Annotated in this window: 16 protein-coding genes; 14 read left to right on the forward strand and 2 right to left on the reverse strand. The window is 63.6% G+C overall.

Translation table 11 applies throughout. The annotated features are described in order from the left end of the window. Positions 1–285 precede the first annotated feature (285 nt). A complete protein-coding gene (locus D6Z24_RS11980; RefSeq protein WP_129126826.1) occupies positions 286–1,203 on the forward strand; it encodes a PLP-dependent cysteine synthase family protein in 918 nt (305 codons plus the stop codon). 95 nt (positions 1,204–1,298) lie between these two features. On the opposite strand, the gene D6Z24_RS11985 is transcribed toward D6Z24_RS11980, so the two are convergent. Further along, entirely contained in the window at positions 1,299–1,859 is a 561-nt protein-coding gene (locus tag D6Z24_RS11985) for a hypothetical protein (RefSeq protein WP_198419548.1), read from the reverse strand. Between the two features lie 325 nt (positions 1,860–2,184). Between D6Z24_RS11985 and D6Z24_RS11990 the strand changes: the two genes are divergently transcribed. The 8 genes from D6Z24_RS11990 to D6Z24_RS12025 all read left to right on the forward strand — a co-directional run bounded on the left by D6Z24_RS11990 (position 2,185) and on the right by D6Z24_RS12025 (position 9,448). Further along, entirely contained in the window at positions 2,185–3,057 is an 873-nt protein-coding gene (locus D6Z24_RS11990; protein WP_129126827.1) for a L,D-transpeptidase, read from the forward strand. A gap of 232 nt (positions 3,058–3,289) precedes the next feature. After that, positions 3,290–3,601: a DUF3553 domain-containing protein gene (locus D6Z24_RS11995; RefSeq protein ID WP_198419549.1), complete on the forward strand. Its 312-nt coding sequence runs from the start codon at positions 3,290–3,292 to the stop codon at positions 3,599–3,601. A 101-nt stretch (positions 3,602–3,702) separates the two neighbouring features. Beyond that, positions 3,703–3,927, forward strand: a complete 225-nt coding sequence (locus tag D6Z24_RS12000) for a hypothetical protein (RefSeq protein ID WP_129126828.1) — start codon at positions 3,703–3,705, stop codon at positions 3,925–3,927. A gap of 162 nt (positions 3,928–4,089) precedes the next feature. Then, positions 4,090–4,977 (forward strand): Rossmann-like and DUF2520 domain-containing protein, encoded by an 888-nt coding sequence (locus tag D6Z24_RS12005; RefSeq protein ID WP_129126829.1) that lies wholly within the window; start codon positions 4,090–4,092, stop codon positions 4,975–4,977. Further along, positions 4,970–6,052, forward strand: coding sequence for a PAS domain-containing sensor histidine kinase (locus tag D6Z24_RS12010; protein ID WP_129126830.1), 1,083 nt, complete (start codon positions 4,970–4,972; stop codon positions 6,050–6,052). Before D6Z24_RS12005 ends, D6Z24_RS12010 begins: the two co-directional genes overlap by 8 nt. 3 nt (positions 6,053–6,055) lie before the next feature. Further along, on the forward strand, positions 6,056–6,706 hold the full coding sequence (locus D6Z24_RS12015) for a response regulator transcription factor (RefSeq protein WP_129126831.1): 651 nt from the start codon (positions 6,056–6,058) through the stop codon (positions 6,704–6,706). 112 nt (positions 6,707–6,818) lie between these two features. Next, positions 6,819–7,496, forward strand: coding sequence for a response regulator transcription factor (locus D6Z24_RS12020; protein ID WP_129126832.1), 678 nt, complete (start codon positions 6,819–6,821; stop codon positions 7,494–7,496). A 233-nt stretch (positions 7,497–7,729) separates the two neighbouring features. Then, the gene (locus tag D6Z24_RS12025) at positions 7,730–9,448 is read left to right on the forward strand and encodes a methyl-accepting chemotaxis protein (RefSeq protein WP_129126833.1); all 1,719 of its coding nucleotides are present in this window, start codon (positions 7,730–7,732) and stop codon (positions 9,446–9,448) included. A gap of 393 nt (positions 9,449–9,841) precedes the next feature. On the opposite strand, the gene D6Z24_RS12030 is transcribed toward D6Z24_RS12025, so the two are convergent. Beyond that, a complete protein-coding gene (locus D6Z24_RS12030) occupies positions 9,842–10,336 on the reverse strand; it encodes a chemotaxis protein CheW (RefSeq protein WP_129126834.1) in 495 nt (164 codons plus the stop codon). Between the two features lie 426 nt (positions 10,337–10,762). Here D6Z24_RS12030 and D6Z24_RS12035 point away from each other — a divergent pair, with 426 nt between their 5' ends. The 5 genes from D6Z24_RS12035 to D6Z24_RS12055 all read left to right on the forward strand — a co-directional run bounded on the left by D6Z24_RS12035 (position 10,763) and on the right by D6Z24_RS12055 (position 16,852). After that, the gene (locus D6Z24_RS12035) at positions 10,763–11,230 is read left to right on the forward strand and encodes a pyridoxamine 5'-phosphate oxidase family protein (protein ID WP_129126835.1); all 468 of its coding nucleotides are present in this window, start codon (positions 10,763–10,765) and stop codon (positions 11,228–11,230) included. A 19-nt stretch (positions 11,231–11,249) separates the two neighbouring features. Beyond that, on the forward strand, positions 11,250–12,335 hold the full coding sequence (buk, locus tag D6Z24_RS12040) for a butyrate kinase (protein WP_129126836.1): 1,086 nt from the start codon (positions 11,250–11,252) through the stop codon (positions 12,333–12,335). After that, on the forward strand, positions 12,319–13,803 hold the full coding sequence (locus tag D6Z24_RS12045; protein WP_129126837.1) for a phosphate acyltransferase: 1,485 nt from the start codon (positions 12,319–12,321) through the stop codon (positions 13,801–13,803). The genes buk and D6Z24_RS12045 overlap by 17 nt, the downstream gene beginning before the upstream one ends. An 89-nt stretch (positions 13,804–13,892) precedes the next feature. Next, entirely contained in the window at positions 13,893–14,654 is a 762-nt protein-coding gene (locus D6Z24_RS12050; RefSeq protein ID WP_129126838.1) for a glycerophosphodiester phosphodiesterase family protein, read from the forward strand. Then, complete coding sequence (locus D6Z24_RS12055; protein ID WP_129126839.1) at positions 14,651–16,852, forward strand: alpha/beta fold hydrolase; 2,202 nt, start codon at positions 14,651–14,653, stop codon at positions 16,850–16,852. Before D6Z24_RS12050 ends, D6Z24_RS12055 begins: the two co-directional genes overlap by 4 nt. Position 16,853: the final 1 nt, after the last annotated feature.

Here is a 16,853-nt window from a genome sequence, read left to right on the forward strand (position 1 = left end):
CGTAGCAAGGTCGCTCTGTGCCGTCGTGTGTGCTGCTTGGTCCAGTTAAGTTACGATTCATGTGCGCTTTGACACATTGAATCTGCTTTGAACTGCGTTTTCGCCCGGTTTCCGGTGCTCCATGACAGTGCCGGACGGTGCCGACCCTTACCTATTGCCGCAACTGGCGGACCGGGCGCGCGGGCCGGCGCAGTTAGCGGTTGTTTATTATATATGGTGCGTGGTATGCTCTCAGGCCGTCTGAGAAAGCAGGTCTTTTTGGACCGATAGAAAGCGAGGGGCACGTTGAAAGGGCAAAGCTTGATAGATTCCATCGGTTCGACGCCGCTGGTCGAGATCGATTCTCTTTGTGACAATCCGGCGGTAAGGATCCTGGTGAAGCTCGAGGGAAACAACCCGGGGGGGTCGGTGAAGGACCGTCCGGCGCGCCACATGATCCTCGCGGCGGAGAAGAGCGGGGAACTCACCACCGACAAGGTGATCTTGGAGCCCACCTCAGGGAACACCGGCATTGCGCTCGCCATGATCGCCGCGGCGCGCGGCTACCGCATCAAGCTGGTGATGCCCGCCTGCGTCAGCGTGGAGCGGCGCAGCGTGCTCGAGGCGTACGGCGCCGAGATCGTCCTCTCGCCGGGGTGCGAGGCGACCGACGGCGCCATCCGGCTCGCCCACAAGATCTACGAGGATCATCCGGACCGCTACTACATGCCGAACCAGTATGCGAACCCGAACAACGTCCTCGCACACTACGAGACCACCGGACCGGAGATCTGGCGCCAGACCGGCGGGACCGTCACCCACATGGTGGCCGGGATGGGTACCGGCGGCACCCTGATGGGGCTCTCCCGCTTCTTCAGGGAGACCGCGCCCAAGGTCCAGGTGGTCGGCGTCGAGCCGGTGCTGGGGCACAAGATCCAGGGGCTCAAGAACATGGAGGAGGCCATCGTCCCCCCCATCTACGACGCAAGCGCCTACCACAGAAAGATCGTGGTCGAGGACGATGACGCCTTCGAGACCTCGAGGCGGCTTGCCGCGCACCACGGCATCTTCTGCGGCATGTCCGGCGGCGCCGCGGTCTTCGGTGCGCTGCGGCTCGCCGGAGAACTCTCCTCCGGGACCATCGTCGTGATCCTACCCGACCGGGGCGACCGTTACCTGAGCACGAACCTCTTCAAGTCGATGTGCGCGCAGTGTCCCCCCTGAGGCTCCGAAAGCGCGCTCCCGAAACGACAAAGCCCCGCGGCTCTAACAGCCGGCGGGGCTTTTTTTACGTCCACAGACCTGTGTTCAGGTGCGATTCACAGGCTTAACTCCCGCTCCCTCCGCGGCAAGGGGCGCCGCCTGATGGGCACGATGGCCATCCTCAAGGCGGGTGCGACGGTCATCGTGGAGGCCTCCGCTTCGCTGGTGCGGCAATAACGGTCCTGTTGTTCGCGGCGCTCCTGCAACCTTCTCTCAAGCCAGGCGCACATCGATCTGAAGGTCTCGATCTCCTTGATCTCCGCAAGGTTGCGCAGGTCGATCCGGATCCCGGTGGCGCGCTGCACCAGGAACTCCATGTCCCAAAGGGCGCATTCGTTCATGACGCCGGTGACCATGTTCTGCTTGCACGGCAGGTAATCGCCCATGTTGTTGCGGAAGTACGTCATCTTCGCCACGCACAGCCCGTAGAAGCTGAAGACCAGGTCGAGCGTCGGGCACTTCTTCATGCCGCGGTGGGTGACATAGGCGTTGGGGGGGCGGTTGCCGAAGTTCCGCACCCAGTACACCTTCCCGTCCATCAGACACGGCTCGAGACGGTACTTCTCGATCAGGTTCACCTTTTCCTCGGGGAGTTCCCCCAGAAGATCGTTTTTCACGAAGCCTCCTCTAATTGTTATTTGCAAAAACGATAACAGCTATCTGTACTTTGAATAGCAAGAAGGGTGCCCGTATGGGAAGGCTTTTCAGCGTGTGAAACAGAGTCGCCGCCAAATCGGGAACTTGGCTGGAACGGCTCGCGGGATAGGGGGGCGGGTGGCTCCGGTGGGTGGGGCAAAAGACTTGCAGGGTGCGTGAAATCCCCGCTGGGAGGAGATGTCCAATTAGTGGAGCCGCCTTTAACTTTCATTAGCCTTCTGGTAAACTGAAATCGTCTCACAACCGGCGGCCAGCCGCTTCACTGGCTAAGGAACGAGGCGCACCATGAAAGCTCCGGCCCGCGCAGTCTTAACCCTGCTGATTCTCCTCGGTATCACCGGTATCCCCTGTTTCGCAGCCGACAAAATCCGATCGCTTTGTGAAATCCATTACCCCACCGACTACCTCTATGAGTGGGACTGCGTCAAAGTCACCGGCAAAGACTCCCCTTACAAGATCTTCGGCAAGCAGTGGCAGGACGGTCTGCGCTTCAACCGCATGGACCGGCGCCACTTTCTGGCCGGCATGTCGGTGAAGGTCCCCAAGCATATGGAGGACATCAAGGAGTTCAACCCCATGCCCCCGTTCTACCCGGAGGCCGACAAGGAGCCGAAGACGATCCTCATCGACCAGAACGAGATGTACCTGGGCGCCTACGAGTTCGGGACCCTGGTCTTTTCCGCTCCGGTCGCGGTCGGCGTGGCGGAGTTCCGCCTGAAAAACGGCTCCTACCGCATCGACGCGGTGGACCCCCGTCACGAATCGAGCCTCTACCCGGTGGAGGGGAGCGAGCGCCCCTATCCCATGCATTACGGACTCCGTTTCCATGTCGAGAAAAGGGGGGACGGCTGGACCTCCTACTGGATCCATGGCCGCGACCTTCCGGGGTACCCCGCTTCTCATGGCTGCATCGGGCTTTACGACGAGGAGATGCAGCTTGAGTACTACGGCGAGCCGGCCAAGCCGCTGCTCATGGACGCGCAGCAGCTGTACCGCTGGGTGGTCGGGACCGATGACACCGGAACCCTGCAACGCGTGCGGGGCCCCATGGTGGTCATCATGGGCGAACCGCAGATCCCGCCCGATAAGCTGAGACCGGTGCCGGACGCCGCGATGACACCCGGGACGCTCCTTGCGCCCGGCGCGTCCCCAAGGTGATTGAAAAAAAGAATCCTCTCATCTATGCATTTCCGGATTCAGGTGTATAGTTTCCACCGTGCCTGATTTCAGGCATCGTTTCCCGCAGCACCTAGTCACATCTCTTGATCGTTTGATCAGTCTTTCAGAAATCAGCTCCACTCCAGGTTCAGCAACCCGTCGACCCATTCCTTCCGGCCGAGTGGCTAAGCGCGTCCTGGCGTGGCCGCAACCATCCAGCGAGGAACTCAACATGAACGTCAAACGCGGCAGTGTGGTCAGTCATGCGATGGCGCAGCAATGGGGAACCGGCAAGGTGGTCGAAGTGAACGACTATATGGCCACCATACGTTTCAGCGACGGCATGGTCAGAAAGATCATTTCCTCGCACTTCACCGACCTGCGTCCCGCCGATCCCGCCACCTACACCCCCCCGGCCAAGACAACGAAGGGGCGCGGGAAGGGAACGCGTGTGCGCTCGACGACGACGTCGGTGAAGGCAAAGGCGAAGGCAAAGGCCAAAAAGCCGGTGGCGACTCCTGCCGCGCCCCAGCCGGGGGCTTGAAGCTGCCATGGGGGTTTTGGCACTTGCGACGCCGCGAAATGCCGTCATAATCTTCTTCATGAAAACCATCGGCCGCCGTTTTTCGTGACAGGAGGAGAGCCATGAAATGCCCCGTGTGCAAAAACCACCAGCAGGTCGACACCAACCTACAGTCTGAAGGGTTCAAAGAGGGTATCACTGAGTGCAGTGTCTGCGGCACGGTCTGGTCGGCCAACCACGGCGTGATCGAGATCGTCCGTGATTCGCAGGCCGAGTCCTTCCTCCAGGCGGAAAGCGAATGCGTGGAGGGGGATGATTACAGCCTCAACATGGACGGCGGGTCGTGACCCCCGCTCCGGCTTGGTAAGGAATCCCCCTCCCGAAGGGGGATTTTTTATTTCCGCGCAGTTTCTCTCTCCACCACGCTCCCACCCCCTCTGGCGCCGTTGACACCCCAGCATAAGTTGCGTAACCTTTAGCGCGTCTGTCCACTTCATGAGGAGCGCGGGATGAAAACCTTCAGTATCATTGGGTGCGGAGCGGTCGGTAAGACGCTTGGGCGCCTTTTTCATGAGTCAGGAGTGCTCGAGCTCAAGGACGTTCTCACCCGCTCCGAAGCGACGGCACGCGCTGCGGTCGCCTTCATCGGGGCGGGACGCCCCGTGGTCGGCTTCGCGCAGTTGGAGCCTGCCGATTTGTACCTGATCACCTGTTCCGACGACGCCATCGCCCCTTGCGTGCGTGAGTTGTGCGCAAGCGGAGCGCTCGGCGCGCAGGCCCTGGTGTGTCACGTAAGCGGTGCCCTGGGAAGCGAGGTGCTGCACCCGGCGACGCAGCTCGGTGCGCTGGTGGCGAGCGTGCACCCCGTCAAGAGTTTCGCCGACCCGGCGGCAGCCGTTGGCGACTTCGCGGGCACCTGGTGCGGCGTGGAAGGGGAACGGCGGGGGGCGGAGCAGATGGGGGAGCTCTTCGAGGCGATCGGCGGCCGCGTCTTTTCCATCGATCCCCGTTTCAAGGCGATCTACCATGCCGGCTCCGTGCTCGCGTGCAACTGCCTCACCGCACTCGTAGAAGTGGCGGTCGCGGCATACGGGAAAGGGGGGCTTGACCGGGAGACCGCGCTGCAGGTGATGGAACCTCTGGTGCGGGGCACCGTGGAAAACGTGTTCCGGTCCGGTACCGTCGCAGCGCTCACCGGCCCCATCGCCCGCGGAGACGCGGCCGTGGTGGGAAGGCAGCTGCGCGCCCTGGACGAATGGGACCAGGAAGTGGCCCTCGTCTACCGCTCCCTTGGCGCGGTCGCCCTCGAACTGTCGCGTCGGCGCGGTCAGGCGGGGGAGGCGGGGCTCGAGAGCATAGAGGCGCTTCTTGCCGGCACCGGGGAAGACGATGCCTGAGACGGCGGCGGGGGAGCGGAGAAAAAACGTCGGTATCCTGCAGGCGATGCTTGAAGGGACGCCGGACCTTGTGTATGCGAAGGACCTCGAGGGACGCTACCTTTTGATCAACGAACGGGCCGCCCGGATGTACGGCAGGCCCGCCGAGGAGATCGTCGGGGTGGACGACAGCGCGATCTTTCCTGACGAGGTGGTGCAGGTGATGCGGGAAAACGACCACCATGTCATCGCCACCGGCAAGAACGCGACGGTGCAGGAGACCTTCACCGACGCGGCAGGCGTCGAGCGGATCTTCCTCGCCACCAGGGGGCCGCTCTTCGACCATGGCGGTGCCGTCACCGGCCTCTTCAGCATCTCGCGCGAGATAACCGAGCAGGTGCGGGCACAGGAGGCGCTGCTCGTCAACCAGGAACAGCTGAGGGAGCTGGCCATCGAGCTCTCCCTGGCCGAGGAGAGGGAGAGGCGCCGCATCGCCTCGGAGCTCCACGACGAGATCGGACAGAACCTGTCGCTTGCGAAGCTAAAGCTGAGCGGCATCGGGTCGGAGGAGAAGCTTCCCGCAGGCGCGACGCGGACGGTCCGTGAAGTGGTGACCCTTTTGGAGCGCGCGATACGGGAAGTGCGGACGCTTACCTTCCAGGTCAGCCCGCCGCTTCTTTACGAGGTGGGGTTCGAGGCTGCGGTGGAGTGGCTTGCGGAGCAGTTTGAAACGAAGTACCGGCTGCGCGTCTCCCTGGAGAGCGCGCAGCCCCCGTCACCCTTGGAGGAGGAGCTTGGTTCCACCCTGTACCATGCGGTGCGCGAACTCCTCGTCAACGTGGTGAAGCACGCCGACGCGCGACAGGTACGCATAGCGATCAGGCGGCGGGGCGGACGCATCGAGGTCACCGTGCAGGACGACGGCAAGGGGATCTCTCCTTGCGCCCCACCCGCAAGCGGGGGCTTCGGCCTTTTCAACATAAGGCAACGGGTGCAGCACCTGGGGGGGGAGGTAATTGTTACTTCCGGAGCCGGCGGCACGAGCGTTACCATCGCGGTCCCCGCCGGGGCGGCCGACGCTGCAGGAGAGGAGTAGGCGATGATTCGCGTCATGATAGTAGATGATCACGGGATCGTTCGGGAGGGGGTCCGGATCCTGTTGGAAAAATCCGAGGACGTCCAGGTCGTTGCCGAGGCGGAAAACGGCAGGGCCGCGCTCGAACTCGCGGCAGGCGCCTCGCCGGACGTAGTGCTCATGGACATGAGCATGCCCGGGATGAACGGCATCGAGACCGCGCAGCGTATGGCCGATATCTTCCCCGCCGTCAAGGTCCTCATCCTCTCGATGCACAAGGACAGGCGTTTCGTAGCCCAGGCCTTCAGGGCGGGCGCGCGCGGCTATCTGCTCAAGGACTGCAGTTCGGCGGAGCTGGTGAAGGCCGTCAGGGCGGTGGCCGCCGGGGAGAGGTACGTCTGCTCCGGCATCATCGGCGTCGTCATCGATGACTACATACGGCGGGTGCCCGACTCCTTCGAGCAGGCAGGCCCCGCGCTCACCCCGAGGGAGAAAGAGGTGCTGCAGCTTTTGGCCGAGGGGAACAACGCGAAGAACATCGCGTTCCTGCTGAAGATCAACGTGAAGACGGTGGACACCCACCGCCAGCAGATCATGAAGAAGCTGAAGCTCTTCTCCATCGCCGAACTCACGAAGTACGCCATAAGGGAGGGCGTCACCAGCATCGACCACTGATTCCACCGATCAGGTGCGTCATGGAAAGCCGAGGCCTCAGTAAAAACCCCATCCGGCTGTCATACAAACCCCTATATCGTCGCCGCCCCCATTTTGTTAGAGTACTTCTCATTTGGGAACTGCAACCTACCAAGCCGAGACGACCGCGACGATGCAGACAACGAAGATTATCCTTGCCGACGATCATGCCCTCATCCGCCAGTGCATCGGCGCCATCCTTGAAAAAGCTCCCGGAGTGGAAGTCGTGGCCGAGGCTGCTACCGGTATGGAGGCCGTGCGGCTTGCCTGCGAGTTGCAGCCGGACCTGGTCCTCATGGACCTGGTGATGCCCGACGGCGGCGGCATCGAGGCGAGCCGCTGCATCGTCTCGGCCTTTCCCAACGTGAAGGTGCTGATCCTTTCCTGCCACGGTGATGCCAGATCCGTTCGCCAGGCTCTCGACGTCGGAGCCAGGGGATACCTGGTGAAGAGTTGCGGCGCCCAGGAGCTGATCCACGCCATAAACGCCGTGGCCGACGACGGCCTTTATCTGAGCCCCGTACTCTCCGAGGTTCTCGGTATCGACCTTCCCACCGGCCGCCTGGAGAAGTCTCCCCTGAGCCAGCGCGAGGAGGAGGTCCTCACGCTGATTGCGAGCGGGAAGACGTCGCGCGAGGTGGCTGTGCTCCTGGAGATCAGCCCCAAAACGGTGGAGACCCACCGCATGCACATCATGAAGAAACTCAACCTCACCAGTATCGCCGGCCTTACCAAATATGCGATAAGACAGGGGTTTTTGCCTCTGGATTAGCGCTGTTTCGCCGTTCCCCACTTTTGCCGCTCCCTTTCAGGCTCAGGACGTACGCGTTCCGGACCTGCGCGCCTGCGCCTCTGCTGCACTGCTCCGCCTGTCTCGGCCAAAAAGCCGCCCCTTCCCGGTATTTTTCTGATACATCGTTTCCGCCCCGCGTCGATGAAGCAAACGACACCACCGGATGCTGTTTCCGGTTGGGTCATCAAACCTTTGCAGAAGACGGAGCGCACATGAAATGGTTCACCAATCTCAAGGTCAGCACCAAGTTAGTCTCGGCTTTCGTAGCAGTCTGTATCATCACCGCCGCGGTCGGCGTCCTGGGCATCCGCAACATGGGTACCATCAACGACATGGCCGATGCCATGTACGCCAGGGAACTGCTCGGACTCTCCTACGTCAAGGAAGCTAACATCAACCTGATCTACATCTCCCGCGCCGAAAAGAACTTCCTGCTTTCGACGAGCCAGCAGGAGCGCGAGAAGTACCTCGGCAACATGAACAAGTACAAGGCGGGGTACAAGGAGTGGCTGGACAAGGCGCGCCCGATGTTCACCTCCGAGAAGGGAAAGGAGATCCTCAAGAGGCTGGAGGCGGCCAACGAGGAGTGGTTCTCGGTCCAGCAGAAGGTGATCGATCTCGGCAAGAACGACAAGCTGAACGACAGCACCGCCTCGGTGGCGCTCTCCTTCGGCGAGGCGCGGACCAAGCAGACCGTGGTGGACGACACCCTTACCGAGCTTGCGCGTCTCAAGGAGGCCAACGCAAAGGAGGCCTCCGACGAGACCACGAGGATCTACCAGTCGAGCATGAAGACGATGGTCGGACTGGTGGCGGGCGGCGTGCTGCTCGGTCTGATATTGGGGATCGTCATCGCCAGGATGATCAGCGTGCCGCTAAGGCGCGGCGTCGAGTTCGCTTCGGCGGTGGCGGGGGGAGACCTGACCCAGAGCATCGACGTCGACAGCAGGGACGAGGTGGGACAGCTTGCGGCGGCGATGAACGGGATGGTGTCGAGGCTGAGGGGGATCGTAGCCGAGGTGAAGAGCGCGTCGGACAACGTGGCGGCCGGTAGCCAGCAGCTTTCTTCCGGTGCCGAGGAGATGTCCCAGGGGGCGACGGAGCAGGCGGCCTCGGCGGAGGAGGCATCATCGTCTATGGAAGAGATGTCCTCGAACATCCGCCAGAACGCCGACAACGCCATGCAGACCGAGAAGATCGCGGTGAAGTCGGCCCAGGACGCCCGGGAGGGTGGCCAGGCGGTCCAGGAGACGGTGGGCGCCATGAAGGAGATCGCCGGCAAGATCACCATAATTGAGGAGATCGCGCGTCAGACGAACCTCCTGGCCCTGAACGCCGCCATAGAGGCGGCCAGGGCGGGTGAGCACGGCAAGGGGTTTGCCGTGGTCGCCTCCGAGGTGAGGAAACTGGCCGAGCGGAGCCAGAAGGCCGCAGCCGAGATCAGCGACCTGTCAGCCAGCAGCGTGGATGTGGCGGTGAAGGCGGGCGAGCTCCTAGCGAAGATGGTCCCGGATATACAGAAGACGGCGGAACTCGTGCAGGAGATCAGCGCGGCGAGCAGGGAGCAGGACACCGGTGCAGACCAGATCAACCGCGCCATCCAGCAGCTTGACCAGGTGATCCAGACAAACGCCGGTGCCTCCGAGGAGATGGCCTCAACGGCCGAGGAACTCTCGAGCCAGGCAGAACAGCTGCAGACTGCCGTCGCCTTTTTCAAGATCGGCGACCATGCAAGGCATCAAGTCGCGAGTGCCGCAAGGGTAGGCGTATACCAGCAGGGAAAGGCGTCAGGCACGGCGGTTCAGGGTAAAAAGATGACACGCTCGAAGGCGGCAGTTGGCAACCAGGAGGCGACCAGGAAGGCGGTCGGGCATGACCTGGACCTCTCCGACGGCAAGGATATGTCGGACTCTGATTTCGAGCACTACTGATCCCTTTCCATCGGCGGCCCGAGGGTTGCCTGCGATGCGATGAAGATAAGTGCCCCTTCCGGGGCGCTTTTTTTATTCCCAAAACGCACCTCCCACCGGCGTTGTCCGGTTAGGTGCTTGCACTGTCAAAATCGAACCTCTTCCAACTCTCCCCCTCCCGCAAGGGGAGGGGGCCTTTTGCATCGTTCCTACGCTCCAGCGTGGGAACGCAAAGCCTCGGACGCTCCGGCGTCTGCTTAGGGGACGCTGGAGCGTCCCGAACGTGCGTTCCCACGGAGGACCGTAGGAACGATCTTTAAAGGCGCCCACTCCCCGGAATTCCCGGATGAACCAACAAAAAGGGGCAGGCGCCTTCCGGCACGCTGCCCCTTCTCGTCGATGATCTGTCGCGACTTACGCCGCCTGCCCCTCGATGTTCTGAACCAGCTCCAGCTCGCCGCTGGTGAAGACCTTGTCGATGTCGAGGATGATGATGAACTGTTCGTTGTGCTTACCCATCCCCTTGATGAAGTCGGTGTTGAGCTTGGTGCCGATGCGCGGCGGAGGCTCGATCTGGTCCGGCTCCAGGTCCATCACCTCCTGGACCGCGTCGGCCATCGCCCCCATGACCACCTTCTCGCCCTCGAGTTCCACCTCGACGATGATGACACAGGTGTTCACGGTCTGCTCCGCCATGGCCATGCCGAACTTCAGGCGAAGGTCGACGACGGGAACGACGCTGCCGCGCAGGTTGATGACGCCGCGCATGTAGTCGGGGGTCTGCGGGACCTTGGTGATGGTGGTGAAATCCAGTACTTCGCGCACCTTGCCTATGTCCAGGGCGAACAGCTCGTTTTCGAGTTTGAAGGTGAGGTACTGCGTTGTTTCCGTGATAGTCTCGACCGCCATGTTTGCTCTCCTCTCTCAGTGTGAACTGTCGGTGCGTTCCGGTTACCAGTAACGACCAATCAGGGTGTGGTCCAACCGGGTCAGTCGGATTTACACTCCTGACCCATGCATAGTTATCGACAATTCAAGAGCTATGTTGAGGTAAAAAAAGAAGATTATACAGTTATAATCTGCCCGGTCGGTCGTCTGTGACAGCCGGGAAGGGGGAGAACTTCTTCTGGGGCAATCGGTTCCTGCTTGATGGATGTCTCAAAGCGAAGCCAATCGGGAATATTTCTTTTGGAGCCGTAGGCCTGTTGCACCGCCACGCCTTCCAAAGGCCTAGACATTATTGACGATTACGGGCATCATGTGCACCGGCTGAAAGAGCTGCTGCACTTATAATCTGCCTTTGGAGGCGGCGTTGCATAAACAGAGGAGGATGAAATGGATGACACGATGAGAAGAAAGGACCGGCACCTCTCCGCGCAGGCCGCCAACGAGATCCTGACAAAGGGAAGCGTATGTCAGCTGGCGCTGGCGGTTCAGGGGGAGCCGTACCTGGTGACCATGAACTACGGCTACCGCGATTCCACCCTGTACTTCCACTGCGCCGGTGCGGGGAAGAAGCTGGAAATCATCGAGCAGAACAACCGGATCTGCTTCAGCGTGGTCGAACACGGGGCCGTGCTGCCGGCGGAGAAGCCATGCGACTTCACCATGAAGTACCGTAGCGTCGTAGGGTACGGCGCCGCGCGGGTGATCGACGGCTACCGGGAAAAGTGCGAGGCGCTCGGTATAATCATGGCCCAGTACGCCCCGGGTGAGAGCTTCGATTTCCCGGAGGCGACGCTGGCCGCGACGACGGTCTTCGCCGTGGACATCTCTTCCATGGCCGCCAAAAGCAACCACTGACCCCACCAAAGAGGTCCTCATGAACATCCTCGCCATCGATCCCGGCTCCACGTCGACCAAGGTAGGGGTGTGGCGCGCGGGGAAACTGGTCAAGGCGTCGATCGAGCATCCGCGCGGCGAGATCGAGAGCTTCCACAGCGTGATGGAGCAGCTTGATTACCGGATGGAGCGCCTGGCGCGGTACCTGCGTGAAAACGACGTGGACCGCTTGCCCTGGGACGCGGTGGTCGGGCGGGGCGGCCTGGTCCGTCCGGTGCCGAGCGGGGTCTACCTGGTGGAGGAGCCGCTCATCAAGGACCTGAAGGACGGGGTCAGCGGTGAGCATGCGGCCAACCTCGGCGGGGTGATGGCCCACGCGGTTGCGGCATCCAAGGGTGTTCCCGCCTACGTGGTCGATCCACCGGTCATCGACGAGATGTGGCCGGTAGCGCGGCTCTCCGGCATGGCGGGCATCGAGCGGCGCAGCATGTTCCATGCGCTGAACCAGAAGGCGGTGGCGCGCGACGTGGCGCGGGAACTGGGCCGGGACTATGCGGAATTAAACCTCATCGTGGTGCACATGGGGGGCGGCATCACCGCGGGCGCGCACCGAAAGGGGCTCGTGGTCGATGTGAACAACGGCCTGAACGGTGACGGACCGTTCTCCCCGGAGCGGACCGGGGGGCTCCCGGTGGTCGGCGTTCTCGAGCTCGTGGAGCGGGGTGCCTTCACCACCGGCGAGCTGAAGGGGATCGTGGCCCGCCGCGGCGGCGTCTACTCCTACCTGAACACGGTCGACATGCGCGAAGTGGAGGCGCGGGCGCAAGGGGGGGACGCCGAGGCGAGCCTCGTGCAGGAGGCGATGATCTACCAGATCGCCAAGGAGATCGGCGGGCTTGCCGCCGCGCTTTCCGGCGCGGTCGACGGCATCGTGCTGACCGGCGGGCTCGCTTTCGGTGCCGCCGTGGTGGAAGGGGTGCGCGAGAGGGTGGGGTTCATCGCCCCCGTCTTCGTGCGGCCGGGGGAGTTCGAGATCGAGGCGCTCGTCGACGGCGCACTCCGGGTCCTCTCCGGGACGGAGGCGGCGCGGCGCTACGCGGGAGGAACCGATGAAGATCGGGGCTAATCTGAGGGCGGTTCTCGCGGCGAAGAAAGTGGCGCAGGAAGAGGTGCGCGAGGCGCTCGGGTGGGATGCCGACACCCTGGACCGGGTGCTCTCGGACCGGCTCTCCCCCGGCATCTCGGAGCTTTTGCGGCTTGCCACCTGGCTCGGCGTCGGCATCTCGCGCCTCCTGGGCGAAGAGGAGGAACGCACCAGGCGGGCGGTGAAGACCGGCAGGAACGAACGGGTCGGCGTGGACCGGCGCGAGTTTCTCCACTACGAAAGCCTGGCGCACGCCTTTGCGGGACGCCACATCGAGCCTTTCGTGGTCGACCTGTACCGCGCCCAGGCCGCTCCGGAGGTGAGCCGCCACCCCGGCGAGGAGTTCCTCTTCGTCCTCTCCGGCACGCTGCAGGTCACCGTGGACGGGGAGGTCTTTCACCTGGAGGAGGGGGACTCGCTCTACTTCGACTCGGTGCTCCCCCACGCGCTGTTACCCCTGAGCGAGCAGTGCCGGATGGTCGCCGCGTTCTACAAGGGGGAGTCCATGCTGCAGCTCACCAAGGGGCACGGCATGAAGAGCGTGATCGAGGCGGCAAGGCTCGCCCCGCGCCGCAGCCTGGTGCTCGTCTCTCCCGACGCCGCCTCGATGAAGGCGGTCAACAAGGGGATCGAGGAAGGGATCCTGGAGCGGGTTTTCCTGGTGGGGGACCCCGCGCGGGTGCGCGAGAGCTGCGCATCGCTTCTCATCTTCGAGAAGCAGTACCGGTTCGTCCCGGTCGTGGGCGACGACGCCGAGCGCGAGGCGGCCCGCCGCGGCGTCGAACTCATCGCCTCCGGCACGGGAGACCTCCTGATGAAGGGGGCGCTCAACACCGCAGTCCTCATGAAGGCGGTGCTCTCCAAAAAGGAGGGGATCGGCACCGGCAGGCGGCTCTCCAACGTGAGCATCTTCGAGCTCCCCGGCGTCGAGCGTCTCATCTTCCTCACCGACCCCGCCATCAACCCCGAGCTCTTCGCGCACCAGGAGGCGTCTTCAGCCATCGACATCATCGACAACGCGGTCCAGGTGGCGCGCGCCCTCGGCGTCGAACGCCCCAAGGTGGCGCTTCTCGAGGCGAACGAGGTCCCCTCCGAGAACATCCCGACCACACTCCTCGAAAAGGAGCTCTCGAACCGGGAGTGGGACAACGCCGAGGTGAGCGGCCCGCTCTCCTACGACCTGGCACTCTACCCCGACGCGGTGGCGAAGAAGGGGCTTCAAGGGAACCCAGTGGCCGGCCGCGCGGACATCATCGTCGTCCCGCACATCTCCGGGGGGAACTTCCTCTACAAGAGCTGGGTCTTCACCATGGGAGCGGAGGTCGCCAACGTGGTGCTCGGTGCCAAGGCCCCCATCATCCTCACCTCCAGAAGCGACAGCGACCTCACCAAGTTCCTCACCATCTGCGCGAGCTCGCTCTACAGCCACTACCTGCAGCGGACGGCCTAAGGGGCGGGAATCGGTCGCTTTTCCCGTTTGCCTTGTCGCTCTCGGCCGGGTATGCTAATGAACGTCCTGACCACGACGGGAGAAAAGCCATGCCCACCACCCCTCTCATCATCGGCCACCGCGGCGCCTCCCGCGACGCACCCGAGAACACCCTCGCCTCGTTCCGCCTCGCCTTCGCACAGGGTGCCGACGGCATCGAGGCCGACTTCCGCCTCACCCGCGACGGCAGGATCGTCTGCCTGCACGACGCCGGGCTCGCCCGTACCGCCGGGAGCGACCTCACCGTCGCCGGATCGACCCTCGCCGAACTGGAGCGTCTCGACCTTGGGGGATGGAAGGGGGATACCTGGTGCGGCGAGCGCATCCCGACCCTCGCCGCCGCGCTCGCGCTCCTTCCCTCCGGCAAAAAGCTCTTCATAGAGATAAAGTGCGGCGCCGAGATCATCGAGGAGCTGGCGCTCGACCTAGAACGCGCCGCTGTTTCGCCGGAGGCGATCCGCTTTTTGACCTTCGACCGCAACCTCGTCATATCGCTGAAAGAGCGGCTCCCCGCCTTCCGTACCTGCTGGCTGTGCGATTACCGCTGGCGCGGGGCGTGGCACCCTTCGCAGGGCGAGGTGCTGGCGACCCTCGAAGAGATCGGCGCCGACGGCCTTGCCAGCAGGGACCGCGCCATCCTGGACGCCCCCTTCGTCCGGCAACTGCGCGACCGGGGGCTCGAGCTCCACGTCTGGACCGTGGACGCCGCCCGCGCCGCCGAAAGGCTCTGCGCTCTCGGCGTCGACTCCATCATGACCAACCGCCCCGGTTGGCTGAGGGGCGCTCTAACGCGCCGGGTGGAACGATCATGAACCGCAAGGCCTATCTAGCCACCGGCCGGATGATCGCCATGCTGCAGGGGTTCTCCAAGCTGCGCGTGAACGTGCACGGCAATGAGAACATCCCCGACGGGGCGGTCATCTTCGTGGTGAACCACTTCACCCGCATCGAGACGGTGCTTCTCCCCTACCATATCCACCGCCTGACCCGCGTGCCGGTCTGGTCGCTCGCCGACGCCTCGCTCTTCTCGGGACCGCTTGCGCGCTTTCTCGACCTGATGGGGGCTGTCTCCACGAAAAATCCCGACCGCGACCGGGTCATGGTGAAGACCCTCCTGACCGGCGAGGCGAGTTGGATCGTCTTCCCCGAGGGGAGGATGGTGAAGGACAAGGAGCTCTTCAGAAAGCGCGTGCTCCTTCCCTCGAGCGGGGTGCGCCCGCGCTCGGGGGCGGCGACCCTCGCGCTGCGCACCGAGTTCTACCGTCAGCGCATGCTGAGGCTGCAGCAGTCGGCCCCGGATGAGGTGGCGCGCCTGCAGGGGATGTTCCAGCTTCCAGGACTTGCCCCCCTTGCCAAGGGGCCTTGCCACATCGTGCCGGTGAACATCACCTACTATCCCCTGAGGGCAAGGGAGAACGCCCTGAGCAGGCTCTCCGAGCTCTTCCTCTCGGACGCCTCGCCGCGCTTGAAGGAGGAGATCCTCACCGAGGGGAGCATGCTCCTTTCCGGGGTGGACATCGACATCCGTTTCGGCAGGGCCATCGACCCCTCCGCCTACCTCACGAGCAGGGAGATCGAGGCGGACATCCTCTCCACGGCGAGTTACGGCTTCGACGATCAGCTCCCCTCGCTGCCGGAAATGAAGCGGCAGGCGAACCGACTCGTGCAGCGCTGCATGAGCAGCATCTACGACCTCACCACGGTGAACCACGACCACCTGTTCGCCTCCCTGCTTCGGGCCTACCCATTTCTGAGCATCAACGAGGACGATTTCCGCCGCCGGGTTTTCCTGCTCGCGACGCAGTGCCTGCAGGAGACCACCTGCCATTTGCACCAAAGCTTAAGGACCGGGCAGGTTCCCCTTTTGACCGACGACCGCTACCACAAGTACCGCGAGTTCAGCGAACTCGCCATCGAGAAGGGGGTGGCGGTGCGCCGTGACGGGGCGCTCGTGAAGGACAGGAGCAAGTTCTCGGCCCCCTTCGAGATGCAGCGTGCGCGGATCGACAACCCGCTCGGGGTCATCGCCAACGAGGTGCTCCCGCTCACCACGCTGCAGCGCGAGGTGCACCTCATGGCATGGCATCCCGCGTGGCTCGTGCGCAGGAGGGTGGCGGCACTGCTCGAGGAGCAGGCGCTCGAGCAATACCGGGAGGATTACGCAACCTTCTTCAGGGAAGGGGAGAGCAAGGGGGTCGAGGTCGGCGCACCCGCCCTTTTGGAAGGAAGATCGCGCGCCTTGGGCGTGGTGCTCGTGCACGGCCTCCTCTCGGTTCCGGCGCAGATGATGGAGCTCGCCCGCTACCTGCAGGGAAAAGGGGTCTGGGTCTACCTGGTGCGCCTGAAGGGGCACGGCACCTCTCCGGAGGACCTCGCCCGGCGCAGCGGCGGCGATTGGGTGGAGTCGGTGGATCTGGGCTACGCCCTCATGAGCACCATCTGCGACCGCGTCGTGGTGGGGGGGTTCTCCTTCGGCGGCGGCGTGGCGCTTGATTGTGCCGGTCGGATCGGCAAGACGGCCGGCGTCTTCGCAGTCTGCCCGCCGCAGCGGCTCCTCGACGTCTCCTCCCGCTTCGCCCCCGCAGTCACCGTCTGGAACCGCGTCATGGACGTCTTCAGTTACCAGTGGGCGAAGAAGGAGTTCGTCGAGAGCGTCCCGGAGCGGCCGGAATTGAACTACGCACGCATACCGGTCGCCGCGCTGCGGGCGATGGAGCGTTTCATGGCCGAGCTGGAGCCGAGGCTCGCGGCGATCGGTGCGCCGGCCCTGGTGCTGCAGGCGGAGGGGGACCCGGTGGTCGATCCGCGCGGCTCGCAGCGTCTGTTCGAGATGCTCGGCAGCACACGGAAGAGTTATCGGCGCTTCCCCCTTGAGCGCCACGGCATACTGGCCGGCGAAGGGGCGGGCGAGGTGCACGCTGCGGTGTGGGAGTTTATCGAAGGGATCATGACGGGTGGCGTAGAGGCGCCAAGGCCGGCACCGGTGCGGGACCCCGCCCGGGCGAAGTAGA

Source organism: Geomonas oryzae (genome assembly GCF_004117875.1).
Classification (GTDB): domain Bacteria; phylum Desulfobacterota; class Desulfuromonadia; order Geobacterales; family Geobacteraceae; genus Geomonas; species Geomonas oryzae.